The 14,280-nt window shown below is 61.9% G+C and carries 17 protein-coding genes and 1 pseudogene; 11 read left to right on the forward strand and 7 right to left on the reverse strand.

Annotated features, from left to right (window positions below):
- The coding region (locus AC3ZU9_RS13900) for a ribonucleotide-diphosphate reductase subunit beta (RefSeq protein ID WP_301072739.1) at nucleotides 1-678 on the forward strand (678 nt) is incomplete at its 5' end.
- 150 nt (nucleotides 679-828) lie between these two features.
- Nucleotides 829-1,317, forward strand: a complete 489-nt coding sequence (locus tag AC3ZU9_RS13905) for a DUF1289 domain-containing protein (protein ID WP_122810628.1) — start codon at nucleotides 829-831, stop codon at nucleotides 1,315-1,317.
- A 25-nt stretch (nucleotides 1,318-1,342) separates the two neighbouring features.
- Here AC3ZU9_RS13905 and AC3ZU9_RS13910 read toward each other — a convergent pair.
- Nucleotides 1,343-1,456, reverse strand: a pseudogene (locus AC3ZU9_RS13910) (hypothetical protein); the annotation flags it as partial.
- A gap of 29 nt (nucleotides 1,457-1,485) precedes the next feature.
- Between AC3ZU9_RS13910 and AC3ZU9_RS13915 the strand changes: the two are divergent.
- The 3 genes from AC3ZU9_RS13915 to AC3ZU9_RS13925 all read left to right on the forward strand — a co-directional run bounded on the left by AC3ZU9_RS13915 (nucleotide 1,486) and on the right by AC3ZU9_RS13925 (nucleotide 4,228).
- Nucleotides 1,486-2,400 carry a class I SAM-dependent methyltransferase gene (locus AC3ZU9_RS13915; protein ID WP_490090858.1) on the forward strand — a complete coding sequence of 305 codons (915 nt, stop codon included), beginning with the start codon at nucleotides 1,486-1,488 and terminating at the stop codon, nucleotides 2,398-2,400.
- Nucleotides 2,401-2,548: 148 nt separating this feature from the next.
- Nucleotides 2,549-3,265 (forward strand): phosphatidylcholine synthase, encoded by a 717-nt coding sequence (pcsA, locus tag AC3ZU9_RS13920; protein ID WP_012723966.1) that lies wholly within the window; start codon nucleotides 2,549-2,551, stop codon nucleotides 3,263-3,265.
- A gap of 183 nt (nucleotides 3,266-3,448) precedes the next feature.
- Complete coding sequence (locus AC3ZU9_RS13925; RefSeq protein ID WP_012723965.1) at nucleotides 3,449-4,228, forward strand: TSUP family transporter; 780 nt, start codon at nucleotides 3,449-3,451, stop codon at nucleotides 4,226-4,228.
- On the opposite strand, the gene nudC is transcribed toward AC3ZU9_RS13925, so the two are convergent.
- Together nudC and AC3ZU9_RS13935 are read right to left on the reverse strand one after the other, a co-directional pair.
- The gene (gene nudC / locus AC3ZU9_RS13930) at nucleotides 4,196-5,029 is read right to left on the reverse strand and encodes an NAD(+) diphosphatase (RefSeq protein WP_046033824.1); all 834 of its coding nucleotides are present in this window, start codon (nucleotides 5,027-5,029) and stop codon (nucleotides 4,196-4,198) included. The two genes, AC3ZU9_RS13925 and nudC, sit on opposite strands and share 33 nt — an antisense overlap.
- Nucleotides 5,030-5,034: 5 nt before the next feature.
- Complete coding sequence (locus AC3ZU9_RS13935; protein ID WP_046033823.1) at nucleotides 5,035-5,847, reverse strand: crotonase/enoyl-CoA hydratase family protein; 813 nt, start codon at nucleotides 5,845-5,847, stop codon at nucleotides 5,035-5,037.
- A gap of 301 nt (nucleotides 5,848-6,148) precedes the next feature.
- On the opposite strand from AC3ZU9_RS13935, the gene AC3ZU9_RS13940 reads away from it, so the two are divergent.
- The 3 genes from AC3ZU9_RS13940 to AC3ZU9_RS13950 all read left to right on the forward strand — a co-directional run bounded on the left by AC3ZU9_RS13940 (nucleotide 6,149) and on the right by AC3ZU9_RS13950 (nucleotide 8,586).
- Nucleotides 6,149-6,712: a YecA/YgfB family protein gene (locus tag AC3ZU9_RS13940; RefSeq protein ID WP_043205273.1), complete on the forward strand. Its 564-nt coding sequence runs from the start codon at nucleotides 6,149-6,151 to the stop codon at nucleotides 6,710-6,712.
- 198 nt (nucleotides 6,713-6,910) lie between these two features.
- On the forward strand, nucleotides 6,911-8,167 hold the full coding sequence (locus AC3ZU9_RS13945; protein WP_490090859.1) for a 3-phosphoshikimate 1-carboxyvinyltransferase: 1,257 nt from the start codon (nucleotides 6,911-6,913) through the stop codon (nucleotides 8,165-8,167).
- 32 nt (nucleotides 8,168-8,199) lie between these two features.
- Entirely contained in the window at nucleotides 8,200-8,586 is a 387-nt protein-coding gene (locus AC3ZU9_RS13950) for a hypothetical protein (protein ID WP_043205271.1), read from the forward strand.
- Nucleotides 8,587-8,650: 64 nt separating this feature from the next.
- Here AC3ZU9_RS13950 and AC3ZU9_RS13955 read toward each other — a convergent pair whose 3' ends face one another.
- Nucleotides 8,651-8,914: a hypothetical protein gene (locus tag AC3ZU9_RS13955; RefSeq protein WP_102060417.1), complete on the reverse strand. Its 264-nt coding sequence runs from the start codon at nucleotides 8,912-8,914 to the stop codon at nucleotides 8,651-8,653.
- Nucleotides 8,915-9,025: 111 nt separating this feature from the next.
- Entirely contained in the window at nucleotides 9,026-9,625 is a 600-nt protein-coding gene (locus AC3ZU9_RS13960; protein WP_064053783.1) for an NAD(P)H-dependent oxidoreductase, read from the reverse strand.
- Between the two features lie 69 nt (nucleotides 9,626-9,694).
- On the opposite strand from AC3ZU9_RS13960, the gene AC3ZU9_RS13965 reads away from it, so the two are divergent.
- Nucleotides 9,695-10,297, forward strand: coding sequence for a TetR/AcrR family transcriptional regulator (locus AC3ZU9_RS13965; RefSeq protein ID WP_012723956.1), 603 nt, complete (start codon nucleotides 9,695-9,697; stop codon nucleotides 10,295-10,297).
- Here AC3ZU9_RS13965 and AC3ZU9_RS13970 read toward each other — a convergent pair.
- Nucleotides 10,269-10,958, reverse strand: coding sequence for a GNAT family N-acetyltransferase (locus tag AC3ZU9_RS13970; RefSeq protein WP_122810630.1), 690 nt, complete (start codon nucleotides 10,956-10,958; stop codon nucleotides 10,269-10,271). The two genes, AC3ZU9_RS13965 and AC3ZU9_RS13970, sit on opposite strands and share 29 nt — an antisense overlap.
- 21 nt (nucleotides 10,959-10,979) lie before the next feature.
- The gene (locus AC3ZU9_RS13975; RefSeq protein ID WP_490090860.1) at nucleotides 10,980-11,885 is read right to left on the reverse strand and encodes a LysR family transcriptional regulator; all 906 of its coding nucleotides are present in this window, start codon (nucleotides 11,883-11,885) and stop codon (nucleotides 10,980-10,982) included.
- A 112-nt stretch (nucleotides 11,886-11,997) separates the two neighbouring features.
- Here AC3ZU9_RS13975 and AC3ZU9_RS13980 point away from each other — a divergent pair, with 112 nt between their 5' ends.
- Both AC3ZU9_RS13980 and AC3ZU9_RS13985 read left to right on the forward strand, forming a co-directional pair.
- The gene (locus AC3ZU9_RS13980) at nucleotides 11,998-13,212 is read left to right on the forward strand and encodes an MFS transporter (protein WP_490090861.1); all 1,215 of its coding nucleotides are present in this window, start codon (nucleotides 11,998-12,000) and stop codon (nucleotides 13,210-13,212) included.
- Nucleotides 13,213-13,293: 81 nt separating this feature from the next.
- Complete coding sequence (locus AC3ZU9_RS13985; protein ID WP_046033815.1) at nucleotides 13,294-14,145, forward strand: CAP domain-containing protein; 852 nt, start codon at nucleotides 13,294-13,296, stop codon at nucleotides 14,143-14,145.
- Nucleotides 14,146-14,280: the final 135 nt, after the last annotated feature.

The raw sequence follows: 14,280 nt of genomic DNA on the forward strand, positions 1-14,280 counted from the left end.
ACCCACGCCTACCAGTACTGCATCGAATCGTTGGCCATGGATGAAGGCGAGATCTTCAACATGTACCACGAGATTCCATCGGTCGCCAAAAAGGCTGCCTGGGGCCTGAAGTACACCCGTTCGATCTCCGATCCGAAGTTCGAAACCGGCACCGTCGAGACGGATAAAGAGCTGCTGCGCAACCTGGTCGCCTACTACTGCGTCCTGGAAGGCATCTTCTTCTACTGCGGCTTCACCCAGATCCTGTCCATGGGCCGTCGCAACAAAATGACCGGCGTGGCGGAACAGTTCCAGTACATCCTGCGCGACGAGTCGATGCACCTGAACTTCGGTATCGATGTGATCAACCAGATCAAAATCGAAAACCCGCATTTGTGGGATGCCGAGATGAAGGAAGAAGCGACCCAGATGATCCTGCAAGGGACGCAGCTGGAGATTGAATACGCTCGCGACACCATGCCACGCGGCGTGTTGGGGATGAATGCGGCGATGATGGAAGACTACTTGAAGTTCATCGCTAACCGTCGCTTGTCGCAGATTGGCTTGAAGGAAGAGTATCCAGGCACCACCAACCCGTTCCCGTGGATGAGCGAGATCATGGACTTGAAGAAAGAGAAAAACTTCTTCGAGACCCGCGTGATCGAATACCAGACCGGCGGCGCGTTGAGCTGGGACTGATCCACGGACGAGCCCCCAACATGTGGGAGGGGGCTTGCCCCCGATGATGTTCGTTCAGTTCAAGCTTCAGTGACTGATGCACCGCGATCGGGGGCAAGCCCCCTTCCACAGGGGTTGCGGTGCGCTATAGATCTTTGCAAATTGCCTCTTATGCCCAATCAAACCATCAAAACACCTTGCGTCGGCCTGTGCTCCACCGTTTACGGGGACCTGGTCTGCCGGGGCTGCAAGCGTTATCACCATGAAGTGATCCAGTGGAATGGCTACAACGCCGAGGAAAAACAAGCGGTGTGGCTGCGCCTGGAGCAATTGCTGGTGCAGGTGATGGCCAGCAAACTCGAGGTGTTTGATACGCACCTGCTGCGCCAGCAACTGGAAAATCGCAAGATCCGTTTTGTGCCGCACCAATCGCCGTATTGCTGGGCGTACCAACTGATTGCCCGGGGTGCGCGGGTGATTTCCAAGCTGGATGCGTATGGGCTGGCGTTGCTGCCGGAATTTCGTGAGCGCAGCCTGGCGGATTTGCGCGATGCGATTGACCGGGAATTTTTCCTGCTGTCCGAAGCGCATTACGAGCGGTATATCGCGCCGGGCTTTCTCAAGGAAGCGTTTGGGCCGGCCCTGATCGCCACCTTCTAGACAACACCCCATTTGGATTTGCATCGCTCAGCAGGTCAATGACCTGCCGCGCCCGCGCGGGGCCGGCGTTGGCCACCAGCGAAGCCAGGGCATCGCGCCATTCATCCAGCCCCCTCGCACCGGCAATTGTGTTTAAAATGCCGCCCGCTCAACGAACGACGTTTAACGATGAACCCAGACGCACTCGCCACCCTGCACGCCCACTTGCTCACAGCCCTGGTCACCCCACCGGCGGAAACCCGGCGCCTGTTCCACGGCCGTGGCCGCTGCTGGCCGGGCCTGGAGCAATTGACCGTAGACTGGTTGCAAGGCGTGCTGCTGGTGGCGTTGTTCAAGGCGCCGGAAGCGGCGCAGTTGCAAGCCTTGAAGCAACTGCTGCAAACCCGATTCGGCACTTACACCGTCGCCCTGCAACACCGCTACCTGCCGCAAAGCACCACCGAATGGCTGGTGGGCGGCCCCGTCGACGAGCTGACCATCACCGAAGGCGGGCTGCGTTACCTGATCGACCTGGGTAAAAAACAGAACAGCGGGCTGTTCCTCGACATGCGCTACGGGCGCAATTGGGTGCGCGAACAGGCTAAAGGCCAGCGGGTGCTCAACCTGTTCGCCTACACGTGCGGGTTTTCGGTGGCGGCCATCGAAGGGGGCGCCGACCACGTGGTGAACCTGGACATGGCCCGTGGCGCCCTGAGCCGTGGCCGCGACAACCATCGCCTCAATGGTCATGACCTGAGCAAGGTCAGCTTCCTGGGCCACGACCTGTTCAAGTCCTGGGCCAAGGTCACGCATGGCGGCCCCTACGACCTGGTGATCATCGACCCACCGTCGTTCCAGAAAGGCAGCTTCCTGCTGACCAAGGACTACCAGCGCGTCCTGCGTCGCCTGCCGGATCTGCTCACGCCACAGGGCACGGTACTGGCCTGCATGAACGACCCGGCCTTTGGCGAAGACTTCCTGATCGACGGCGTGACACGCGAGGCCCCTGGGTTGCGCTTTGCCGAACGGCTGCAAAACCCGCCGGAATTTCCTGATATTGACGCGCAAAGTGGCTTAAAGGCACTGGTGTTCCGCCAAGGCTGATGCCGAAACTGCCTACGCTTGCTACGCTAAGTGATACGCCGGGTGGTGAACCTTCTTACCCCCTTCCCGGTCGATACCTGCATCCCCCGGCCAGACTCGACGGCGTCACGTCGTCGGCTGCCCTGTTTCACCTTTTGGAGATCCGCCCGTGATATCGACCCTGCATGTAGCCAGACTCAAAGCCTGGGGCGCCCACGGCTTCACCGCCACCGGTGTGGTATTGGCCTTCCTGGCCACCCTGGCGCTGCTGGAAAACTCACCCAAGGCCTGCCTGCTCTGGCTGGGCCTGGCATTGGTGGTGGACGGTGTCGACGGCTCACTGGCGCGACGGGTGAATGTCAGCACGGTACTGCCCAGTTTCGACGGCTCGGTGCTCGACCTGGTGATCGATTACCTCACCTACGTGTTTATTCCGGCACTGTTTATCTACCGCTATATCGACCTGCCGGAATTTACCCACCTGCTGACGGTGTCGGTGATCCTGGTGTCGTCGCTGTTCTGCTTCTGCAACGTGAACATGAAGAGCAAAGACAACTACTTCGTCGGCTTCCCCGCCGCGTGGAACGTGGTTGCGCTGTGCGTCTATATCATCCAGCCGGAAGCCTGGGTGACCTTGCTCACCGTGATCGGCCTGGCGCTGCTGACGGTGACGCCGATGAAGTTCCTGCACCCGTTCCGCGTCAAGCGGTTCATGCCGATCAATATCGCCGTGACCACGATCTGGTTGCTGTGCAGCTTCTTGATGGTGGTGGACTATCCCAACACCAACCCGTGGACGTTTGGGTTGTGGTCGCTGATGTCGGCGTATTTCCTCGGGATTTGTATCTGGCGCACGGCCCTGGAGTGGCTGGGAACACACAAATGACCCGGTGAACACTCTGTAAATGTGGGAGGGGGCTTGCCCCCGATAGCGGTGGGCCAGCTAAAGATGAGTCAGCTGGAGCACTGCCATCGGGGGCAAGCCCCCTCCCACATTTGGATTTGCAGACTCCCCGCGAGTAAGATGGCGGCCTTTCGCTTAGCGCCCTGCCAACAATAAGCCCTGACCATGCCCTTCGAACTCAGCGTAGACCTCACCACCCTTGCCATCCTGGCGGCGGTCGCCTTTATCGCCGGTTTCATCGATGCCATCGCCGGCGGCGGGGGCTTGCTCACCACGCCCGCCCTGCTCACCGCCGGCATGCCGCCGCACTTGGTACTGGGCACCAACAAGCTCAGCTCCACCTTCGGCTCGGCCACCGCCAGCTTCACCTTTTACCGCCGCAAGCTGTTCCACCCGCGCCAGTGGGTGCACGCCATTGTCGGCACGCTGATTGGCGCCCTCGCTGGCGCGGTAGTCGCCCACTACCTGCCGGCTGAAACCCTGAACAAGATGCTGCCGGTGATTGTGTTCGGCTGCGGCCTTTACCTGTTGTTCGGCGGCACGCCCAAGGCGCCGCTGGATGCCGACGCGCCGATCAAGAAGAAGTGGCAATCCACCCAAGGCTTCGGCCTGGGCTTCTACGATGGCGTGGCAGGTCCGGGCACCGGCGCGTTCTGGACCGTCAGCACGATGCTGTTGCACCCCATCGACCTGGTGAAGGCCAGCGGCGTGGCGCGCAGCATGAACTTCGTCAGCAACGCGGCGGCACTGTCGGTGTTTATCTTCAACGGCTCGGTGGACTGGATCGTCGGCCTGGCCATGGGCGTGTCGGTGATGTGTGGCGCGTTCTTTGGCGCACGCAGCGCGATCAGCGGCGGCGCCAAATTCATTCGCCCGGTGTTCATCACCGTGGTCCTCGGCCTGACGGTGCGCCTAGCCTGGCAGCACTGGTTCAGCGTGGCCTAGGCGACGGGCCAGGTAGAGGTCGATCAGATAACGCGCAATCGAGCGTGACGCCGGCAGCGGCGGCAGATTGTGGATGTTGAACCACTGCGCGTCCTCGATCTCGTCAGCCTGGGGCACGATGTCGCCACCGGCGTACTCGGCATGGAAGCCGAGCATCATCGAATGCGGGAACGGCCAGCACTGGCTGCCCATGTACTGGATATTCTTGACCTCCACCTGCACTTCCTCGCGGACCTCGCGGATCAGGCAGTCTTCGGCCGACTCACCCGGCTCGGCAAACCCCGCCAACGTGCTGTACACCCCCGTGACAAAGCGTGGCGAACGCGCCAGCAGGATCTCGTCGCCACGGGTCACCAGCACGATCATGCTCGGCGAAATCCGCGGGTAGCTGCGCAGGTCACAGGCCTGGCAATACATCGCACGCTCGCGCGGTACTTGGACCATGGGCTGGCCGCAACTGCCGCAAAACCGATGCTCGCGCGCCCACGTACCGATCTGCGCGGCGTAACCCAGCACTTTGTACAAGGTGTGATCGCCTTGCAGCATGAAGCCGCGCAGGCCTTGCCAACTGCAGCCCGGCACTTCACCCGCGCTATTGAGTTCCAGCAGGTACACCGGCTCACCGTCGAGGTGGCCGATGCCGTGTTCGGCGAACACCGACAGGTCCTGGCGCTTAAGCCATTCCCGGGGGAACAAGGGACCATTGGTGTCATGCAAAAAGCCGTCGCGGCTGCGGGCAACGGCCCAGCCGCCAGGGGTGTCGTTGTCCAGCAGCGTTGTGGTAATCCAGCCTGGGGTCATGTCAGTCAATCCACGAATTCGGGTTTCTGCTTACTCATATGGGCCGCGATGGCCACGCGCAGGTCGTTGGATTGCAACATAGCCGAGTTCCAGGTGGCAACGTATTCCAAGCCGTCATTGACCGTATGGTCACGCATGTAGCTGATCATGGCCTTGGTGCCGGTGACCGCAATCGGCGATTTGGCGGCGATTTCATGGGCGATTTCCATCACCCCGGCCAACAGGCTGTCCTGATCGGGATAAACGCGATTGACCAGGCCGATGCTGCGCGCCTCCTCGGCGCCGAACTGGCGGCCGGTATAGGCCAACTCGCGCAGCATGCCGTCACCGATGATGCGCGGCAGGCGCTGCAGGGTGCCGACGTCGGCCGCCATGCCGATGTCGATTTCCTTGATCGAGAACTGCGCGCCGTCAGCCGCGTAGCGCATGTCGCAGGCGCTGATCAGGTCAATGGCACCGCCGATGCAATAGCCCTGGATCGCCGCCAGCACCGGCTTGCGGCAGTTATCGACGGCATTGAACGAGGCTTGCAGTTCAAGGATTTTGCGGCGCAAAAGGCGCGCGTTGCGGCCCACGTCCTTGCCGAACTCGTTGGCCACCGAAGCCAGCATCATCAGGTCGATGCCGGAGGAGAAATGCTTGCCGGCACCGCTGAGCACCACGGCGCGTACGGCGTCGGTGTCTTCGACCCATTGGAAGATGTCGATGATTTCGGTCCAGAACGCCGCATTCATCGCGTTGATCTTTTCCGGACGGTTGATCTGCACATGGGCAACGTTGCCGGCGAGTTCGACGACGAAAGCTTGGTATTCGGACATGGCAGTGATCCCTGACTGGCGAGTGATGAGGCCCGAACTATAACAAGGGTGCACCACGACGCATCAGCCAAAAACAGGACGGGCAAACGTAATGAAATGTTGTGGGCGCACCGTTATCGACTTGGCCAATGGCGCACTGCTGGCGATCATCCTCGCCGTGGTCGGTTCGGTCTGCGTGAGCAAGCTGTGCCAGCCGCGCGGGTAAAACACTGCAAAGCGCTGGATAAAACCCTGCACACACGCCATCCTTCGCGCTTTAAGCCGCCTCACCTGCGGCGCTCGACGTTTAAAGGATATGCCCATGCACGCCCACCCCCTGACCGCCGCCGACTTCGAATTCATCGAAGACACCCTGCTTAAGTACGGCGACGACCATTCGGTCCTGAACCTGGCCGAACTCGACGGCTACTTCACCGCGCTGGTCTCCAGCCCGGTCCAAGTGGATGTGGCAGAGTGGTTCCCGGCGATCTGGGGCGGGCAAAACCCCGAGTGGGACAACATGGACGAAGCGCAAAGCTTCCTCGAACTGTGCGTGCGCCACATCAACACCCTGGCCAGCCAACTGGCCACCGACGCGCAAGGCTTCAAGGCCCGCTTCGACGAAACCGAACACCAGGGCCAGAACGTCACCCTCGCCGAAGAATGGTGCTTCGGCTACATCCGCGGCGCCGCCATCGGCAACTGGCCGGAACTGCCGGCAGAACAGGCCGCCCTGCTGGAAAAAATCTCCTGGTGCGCCGAACAAGACAACTTCGAACTGCCCGCCGACCTGGACGTACAAGCACACCAGCAACGCGTCAGTGAAATCGAACCGGCAGCGCGGGCGTTGCATGATTATTGGTTGGCAAAGCGATACGTGCTGTAGATATTGATCTCAAGCGCCCCGTCAAACACGCTGGCCGGGATTCGACGGGGATTTGGGGGCGCCCCCCCCCAAATAACGGATAGGCACACCGCACCACCGCCATCGCAAGCTCGACAAGCACCACACCTATACCCGATCATTCAAATCCGCCCGTCGGCCACTCCATCCCACCTTGCCTTGAATCAGGAGCCTTGTACCTTGAGTTCGCAGAAAACCGTGACCGTTACACCGCCCAACGCCCCCCTCAACGGCAAGGTTGCCCCCCCCGGCTCCAAATCCATCACCAACCGCGCCCTGCTGCTGGCCGCCCTGGCCAAGGGCACCAGCCGCCTCAGCGGCGCCCTCAAGAGCGACGACACCCGCCACATGTCAGTGGCCCTGCGCCAAATGGGCGTCACCATCGACGAACCCGACGACACCACCTTCGTCGTCACCGGCCAAGGCAAACTGCAACTGCCGCCGCAGCCCCTGTTCCTCGGCAACGCCGGCACCGCCATGCGCTTCCTCACCGCCGCCGTGGCCACCGTTGAAGGCACCCTGGTGCTCGACGGCGATGACTACATGCAAAAACGCCCAATCGGCCCGCTGCTGGAGACCCTCGGCCAGAACGGTATCCAGGTCGACAGCCCCACCGGTTGCCCACCGGTCACCGTGCACGGCGTGGGCAAGATCAAGGCCAAGCGCTTCGAGATCGACGGCGGCCTGTCCAGCCAATACGTATCGGCCCTGCTGATGCTCGCAGCCTGCGGCGAAGCGCCGATTGAAGTGGCGCTGACCGGCAAGGACATCGGCGCCCGTGGCTACGTGGATCTGACCCTGGACTGCATGCGTGCCTTCGGAGCCCAGGTTGAAGCCGTCAACGACACCACCTGGCGCGTCGCCCCTGGCGGCTACACCGCCCATGATTACCTGATCGAACCTGACGCCTCCGCCGCCACTTACCTGTGGGCCGCAGAAGTGCTGACCGGTGGCCGTATCGACATCGGCGTGGCCGCGCAGGATTTCACCCAGCCGGACGCCAAGGCCCAGGCCGTGATCGCGCAGTTCCCGAACATGCAAGCCACGGTGGTTGGCTCGCAGATGCAGGACGCTATCCCGACCCTGGCGGTGCTGGCTGCGTTCAACAACACCCCGGTGCGCTTCACTGAGCTGGCCAACTTGCGCGTCAAGGAATGTGACCGCGTCCAGGCGCTGCATGATGGCCTGAACGAAATCCGTCCGGGCCTGGCGACCATCGAGGGCGATGACCTGCTGGTGGCCAGCGACCCGGCCCTGGCCGGCACTTCCTGCACCGCGCTGATCGACACCCACGCCGACCACCGCATCGCCATGTGCTTTGCGCTGGCGGGCTTGAAAGTGTCAGGGGTCAAGATCCAAGACCCCGACTGCGTGGGCAAGACCTATCCTGAATACTGGAATGCCCTGGGTAGCCTGGGCGTTCAACTGACCTACTAATCTGTCGGCAACGGTGTGGGGAGGGAGTGATCATGACAATTCGCCAACCCTGCCCACCTGCGTTATGTGACTGCGAGCGCGAACAACTGCTTGGCACCCCCTCGGCAGACCAACGCATCCTGCGGCTGACCCGCCAGGAAGAGAAGAAGCTGCTGGAGCGCCTGGAAAACCTTCAAAGCCTGGAAGACCTGGAACACATGCAGCGCTTGATGTACCTGCAACTGGGTATCCGCGTACATGTCGCACCCGGCCACACTGAAGTCAAAAGCATGCGTGGGATTCAGATTGTGATCGACAAACTGCCAGGCTTGTGTCGCAAGACTCGGTTGTCGATTCCGGCCGCAATCCGTAAAGGTATGGAAAAACGGCCGGAGGTTGCTTATCGGTTGCTTGATGCACATGACCTGTTTGGACAGTAGTCAGTTCTTTAAACGCGTCAGCACCCAGTTGCCGCAGGCACAGTGTCTGTCGTAGCTAAACCCGTTACCAGACGAAACCATTGGCAAATTCCGTTCCATGCCCACCCCTTACGTCTTGATAGCTCATATCGGGAAATTTGTTGAGCCTCTGCAGTTGCTCGCTGTTCAAGGTCTGCAGTTGTTCAGGCGAGACGTTCGGAAAGGGATGGTTTTTTTTCGCATCGTTTTGTTGATCTTGCCTCACTTGATCTTGCGTGGGCTTTCCGTAAGACGTATCGATGGTGGGGGCAATGAACGCGGTTCCAGGTGCAGAAGAAATTGACGTCATTAACTTTATCTCAAGTGTGTGTGAACACCATGAGTGATCGTCCAATCGTTCCAAGTTCCATGCCCGCCACCCCCTCTTCACCGCCCGTCTGCTGGATTCGCGAAGGTTGAATCAACCGGCGACTGTCTCGACGTCGAACAAACCCTGCCCCACGGCCCACGCCTTCTCCAAATGCGCCTGCGCCCCGCCGCTTTCCGAGTCGAGCAACAGCGCCGAGGTCAGCACCTGCGCGCCACAGTAATCGAAGATCCCGTAGTCGATCTGCGTGCGCATCGCCTGGGCGTAGCCGTGTCGATCAAACGCATCGTCATCCGCTGCGCCCAAGGCCAGCAGATGCACGTTCAGGTGCCGCAGCTTTTTCACCACCGGCGTATCGGGGCCGTATTCGATGGCCCAGCCGTTGATGAATACGCGGTCGATCCAGCCTTTGAGCAGGCCCGGCAATGACCACCAGTAAATCGGGAACGCCAGCACGAGGGCGTCGGCACGGTCGATGCGGGCCTGTTCGGCCCGCACGTCGGCGGGTGGCGTGGCGCGGGTTCGGTGAACCGCATGGTCGGCGGCGGTGTAGCGCGGGTCAAAACCTTCGGCGGCAAGGTCGGCGATTTCAACAGTGTGGCCAGCGGCAGTGAGCCCGGCGGCCACCTGCGCAGCCACGCTGTGGGTGAGGGATTGCGGGTCGTGATGTGCAACAACGATAAGTGCGTGCATGACAAGGACTCCCTTTGGGGTTACGCTGGGCTTAAGTTACGATTAGTAAGTTACTTTTGGTATATAAGCATGTCAAGCAGCGAATCCCCTGCCCCACGTCGGCGCCTGTCCCGTGAAGAACGCCTGCGTCAATTACTCGATGTGGCCTGGCAACTGGTGCGCGATGAAGGCACCGAAGCACTGACGCTCGGACGCCTGGCGGAACTGGCGGGCGTGACCAAGCCGGTGGTCTACGACCATTTCGTCACCCGTGCGGGGTTGCTGGTCGCGTTGTATGAGGATTTCGATGCGCGCCAGAACCAAGTGTTTGTCGACGCCATAGAGGCCAGCAGCGCCACCCTTGAGGATCGCGCCGGAGTGATCGCCGCGTCCTATGTGGAGTGCGTGTTGTTGCAGGGCCGGGAAATCCCGGGGGTGATTGCAGCCTTGAGCAGCTCGCCGGAGCTGGAAACCCTCAAGCGCCACTACGAGGCGATCTTCCTCGATAAGTGTCGCGACGCGCTATCGCCCTTCGGCCACGTGTCCAAGGCTGGCTTAAGGGCGATGCTGGGCGCTGCGGAAGCGCTGTCCCAGGCGGCGTTCAGTGGCGAGATCAGCCGAGAAGAAGCGCAGCAGGAATTGCTGGCGACTATCCTGGCAATGGTCAATCGCGGCCGTGTTCACCGCGAGTAATAAATGCCTGGACCTTACGTGCCAGTTGATCCAGGTGGCGGTCACGCTGCTTCTCGGCATCCACCATCGCGCGCTTGCCGTGCTTTTGCAGCAGGTAGGTATGAATCTGCCGCACCTCCAGCGAGCTATAGATCGCCGCCACATCCAGCACGCCCATCAGGCCGTCGGTGCCGTAGTCCCGCGTGTTCATCAGCACTTGAGTCTCACGTGCGCCACGTACCCGAAAGCCCATGCTTTCAAACGCTGGCACCTTCTCTATGGAGCAGGCCAGTTCCGCATGGGGATGACGGCTCAGTACGTCGCGCATCATCCCGCGAGCCACGCCCTGGCGCCGATAGCCGACTTGCACCGCCATGAAAGCGATTCCGCAGGCCTCGGGAGCCTCCTTCACCGGCAGGTACAGCACAAAGCCCATCACCTTCTGCGGGTCTTGCGGATCGGTGGCCACGACCAACTCGACGGCAATGCCCTTTGAACCGTCCAGCGCTTCCAGGTACAGATGCACCTCAAAGCCAATCGCGTACTGGTAGATGTTGTACAGCAGGTTACTCGGCGGCAGCGCCACGCTGCTGATGTCGGTGAGGTTGTCCACCACCATCTGCAGGATCTGAGCATTGATAGGCTCCGGGCACGGTGTGGTGTAGCGGGTAAGGCTGAACATGCAGATTCCTGGGGTTAAGCATCAAGGCAGCGCGGATTGTACCTGCTCGGCACACACCTCGCGCAAACACCCGCGCAACCAGCGATGGGCCAGGTCGGCATCGAGCCTGGGGTGCCACAGCATCGCGACGGTGAAGGTCGGCAGCGCCACCGGCAGCTCAAAGCGATGCAGGCCTTCCCGTTGATGGAAGGTGTAGCGTTCGGGCACGCTGGCGATCAGGTCGGTGTTGCGGGCCAGGGCAATGGCGGTGGCGAACCCGGCGACGATGGTGCTGATCTGTCGCGTCAGGCCCTGGGCCTCAAGCGCGTCGTCGATCTGGCCACGGTCCTGGCCACGGCGTGATACGTAGACGTGCAGGCCCTCGGCATACCGCCGGGCGCTGACGTCGCCCTGGCTGAGCGCATGGCCGCTGCGTACCACGCCAACCAAACGGTCACGGAACAGCGCCTGGGTCAGCACTTCGGGGCTGGCCGCAGGGTCAACCACGCCGGTTTCCAGGTCGACGCTGCCGTCACGCAGCAGCGCACTGTCCTTGTCGGTTTTATGGATGAAGCGCAGGCGCACACCGGGTGCTTCCCGCGCCGTACGTGCCAACAACGCCGCACCGACATTTTCGACGAACTCTTCGCTGGTACGCAGGGTAAAGGTGCGCTCGACCTGAGCCATGTCCAACGTGTGCACGGGCCGCAACACGGCACTGGCTTCCTGCACCAGGCGGCTGACCTGTTCGCGCAGTTCCATCGCCCTCGGCGTAGGCACCAGGCCGCGACCGGCGCGCACCAGCAACGGGTCGCCGGTGGTTTCGCGTAAACGCGCCAAAGCGCGGCTCATCGCCGAGGGGCTCAGGCGCAAGCGTCTGGCCGCGCCGGCCACACTGCCTTCGGCGAGCAATACATCCAGGGTGACCAGCAAATTTAAATCGGCCATCGGTGCTCCTTATCAGGCGTCAGATGCAGGTATTAACTGCAACCCATGCGTCTTCCGCCATGGTAGGCCACGCCGTAGATTTGTGACAGTTGCCTTCGCTCAAGGATTACCCATGCCCCCCTCTTCTCGCGGCAGCCTCGTCAGCCTGTCCCTGTCCATGTTGCTGGCCTCCCTCGGCACCAGCATCGCCAATGTCAGCCTGCCCAGCCTGGCGCAGGCGTTTGATGCGTCGTTTCACGCGGTGCAGTGGGTGGTGCTGGCCTATCTGCTGGCAATCACGGCAGTGATCGTCAGCGCCGGGCGCCTGGGTGACCGCTGGGGCCGTCGACGCGTATTGCTCGCCGGCTTGCTGCTCTTCGCCGTGGCGTGCGGGCTGTGCGGGCTGGCCCCCTCGCTGGAGGGTCTGGTTGCCGCGCGCGTCCTGCAAGGCCTCGGCGCAGCAGTGATGATGGCCATGGCCCTGGCAATGGTGGGCGATACCGTCACCCGGGAACGTACCGGCCGGGTCATGGGATGGCTGGGCACGATGTCGGCCGTCGGCACTGCCATGGGTCCCAGCCTGGGCGGGGTATTGCTGAGCCTGTGGGGTTGGCGCGCGATCTTCCTGGTCGGGGTGCCGTTGGGGCTGCTGGCCGCCGCCCTCGCTTATCGCTGTTTGCCGGTTGATCGTGCGCAGGCACCCGCCGGTGCGGCCTCTGGTGTCTGGTCTTTACTGAAGGACGCGTCATTGCGCAGCAGCCTGGCCATGAGTGCCTTGGTGGCCGCTGTGATCATGGCCACCTTTGTGGTCGGGCCCTTTTATTTGTCCAGGGGCCTGGGGCTGGCCCCGGAGTGGATGGGCCTGGCCATGGCCGTCGGGCCCTGTGTGGCGGCCCTCACCGGCATCCCGGCCGGCCGCCTGACCGACCGCCTCGGCAGCCGGCGCATGACACTCGCCGGGCTGGGCGTGCTGGGGTGTGGGGCGCTGCTGCTGTCGCTGGCGTCTGGACTGATCGCCTATCTGGCCGCACTGGTCATTCTGACGACGGGCTACAGCCTGTTTCAGGCGGCCAACAACACGGCGGTGATGAGCGATATAGAGGCGGCGCATCGCGGCACGGTGTCGGGCCTGCTGAACCTGTCACGCAATCTAGGCCTGATCCTCGGTGCTTCAGCGCTGGGGGCGGTGTTCGCGTGGGCCAGTCCGGATGTCACCCGTGCGCTCACGCAATCGGTGGCCCATGGCCTGCATGTAACCTTCAGCGTGGCGCTGGGCTTGATCCTGCTGGCCAGTGTGATGGCATTGCGCCGCGCCAGCGCCTTTAATACCGCCAAGAACACCCATTGAGGCAAAAAAACAAAAAAGGCGTTGCACCAGACCGGGTTACATCGCGCATCATGGGCACTTTCAAGCTCAAGGGTAACGTCCATGCGCGTTCTGTCATTGATGATGGGTCTCACGACGCTGGCCGCCAGTACGGTGTTCTGCGCCAGCGCGATGGCGAATGAAGAGAGTCAGTTAGTACAACAGATCAACCAATACCGCAGCCAGGTACAACGCTGCGGCGACCAGGGTTCCCAGGAACTGCCACCGCTGGCCAGCGATACGCGGCTGGTGCTGCCGGCCACCAACGTCGGCGATTTGCAGCAAGCGCTGGCCCGGGCCGCGTACCCGATGGTCAACGTGCAGGCCATCAGCCTGTCCGGGCCCAAGGATGCCCAGTCAGCCATGAAGGCCGTGCGCGAAAGCTTCTGTCGGGTGGTGCTGGACCCGCAATTTGTCGATATCGGCGTAAGCAACAGTGGCCAGGACTGGCGCATCGTGCTTGCCCGCCCACTGCTGACCAGCGGCCTGGGCGATTGGCAGACCGAAGGCAAACAACTGCTCAACCTGATCAACACCGCGCGTGCGCAACCGCGCCAATGCGGCACCCAGGCGTTTACCGCAACCACACCCTTGTCCTGGAATGACGCCCTGGCCGACGCCGCCAACAGCCACACGCGTAACATGGCCAACGGCAATTTCTTCGACCACCTCGACCACGACGGACGCACCCCCGGTGACCGTGCCGAACTGGCCGGGTATAGCGCGAAGAATATTGGCGAAAACATCGCCGCCGGCCTGGATACGCCGCGCAAGGTGGTGGACGGCTGGCTGGCCAGTCCGGGCCATTGCGCCAACCTGATGAACCCGCAATTTCGCGAACTGGGTGCGGCGTATGCCATGGACCCGAAAAGTGATGCCGGGATTTATTGGACAGGGGTTTTCGGCGCGCAATAAACACGCTCACAGATCTATCCGAACGGAGGAGGCATCAATTTGCCATCTCATGGATAATGCCGCTGAACTTGGCAGCGGCCATGCCGGTCTGTTGATTGCTGACCTGACCCTCTCAGGCGTTCGACAGACTGTGGC

Source organism: Pseudomonas sp. A39 (assembly GCF_058145955.1).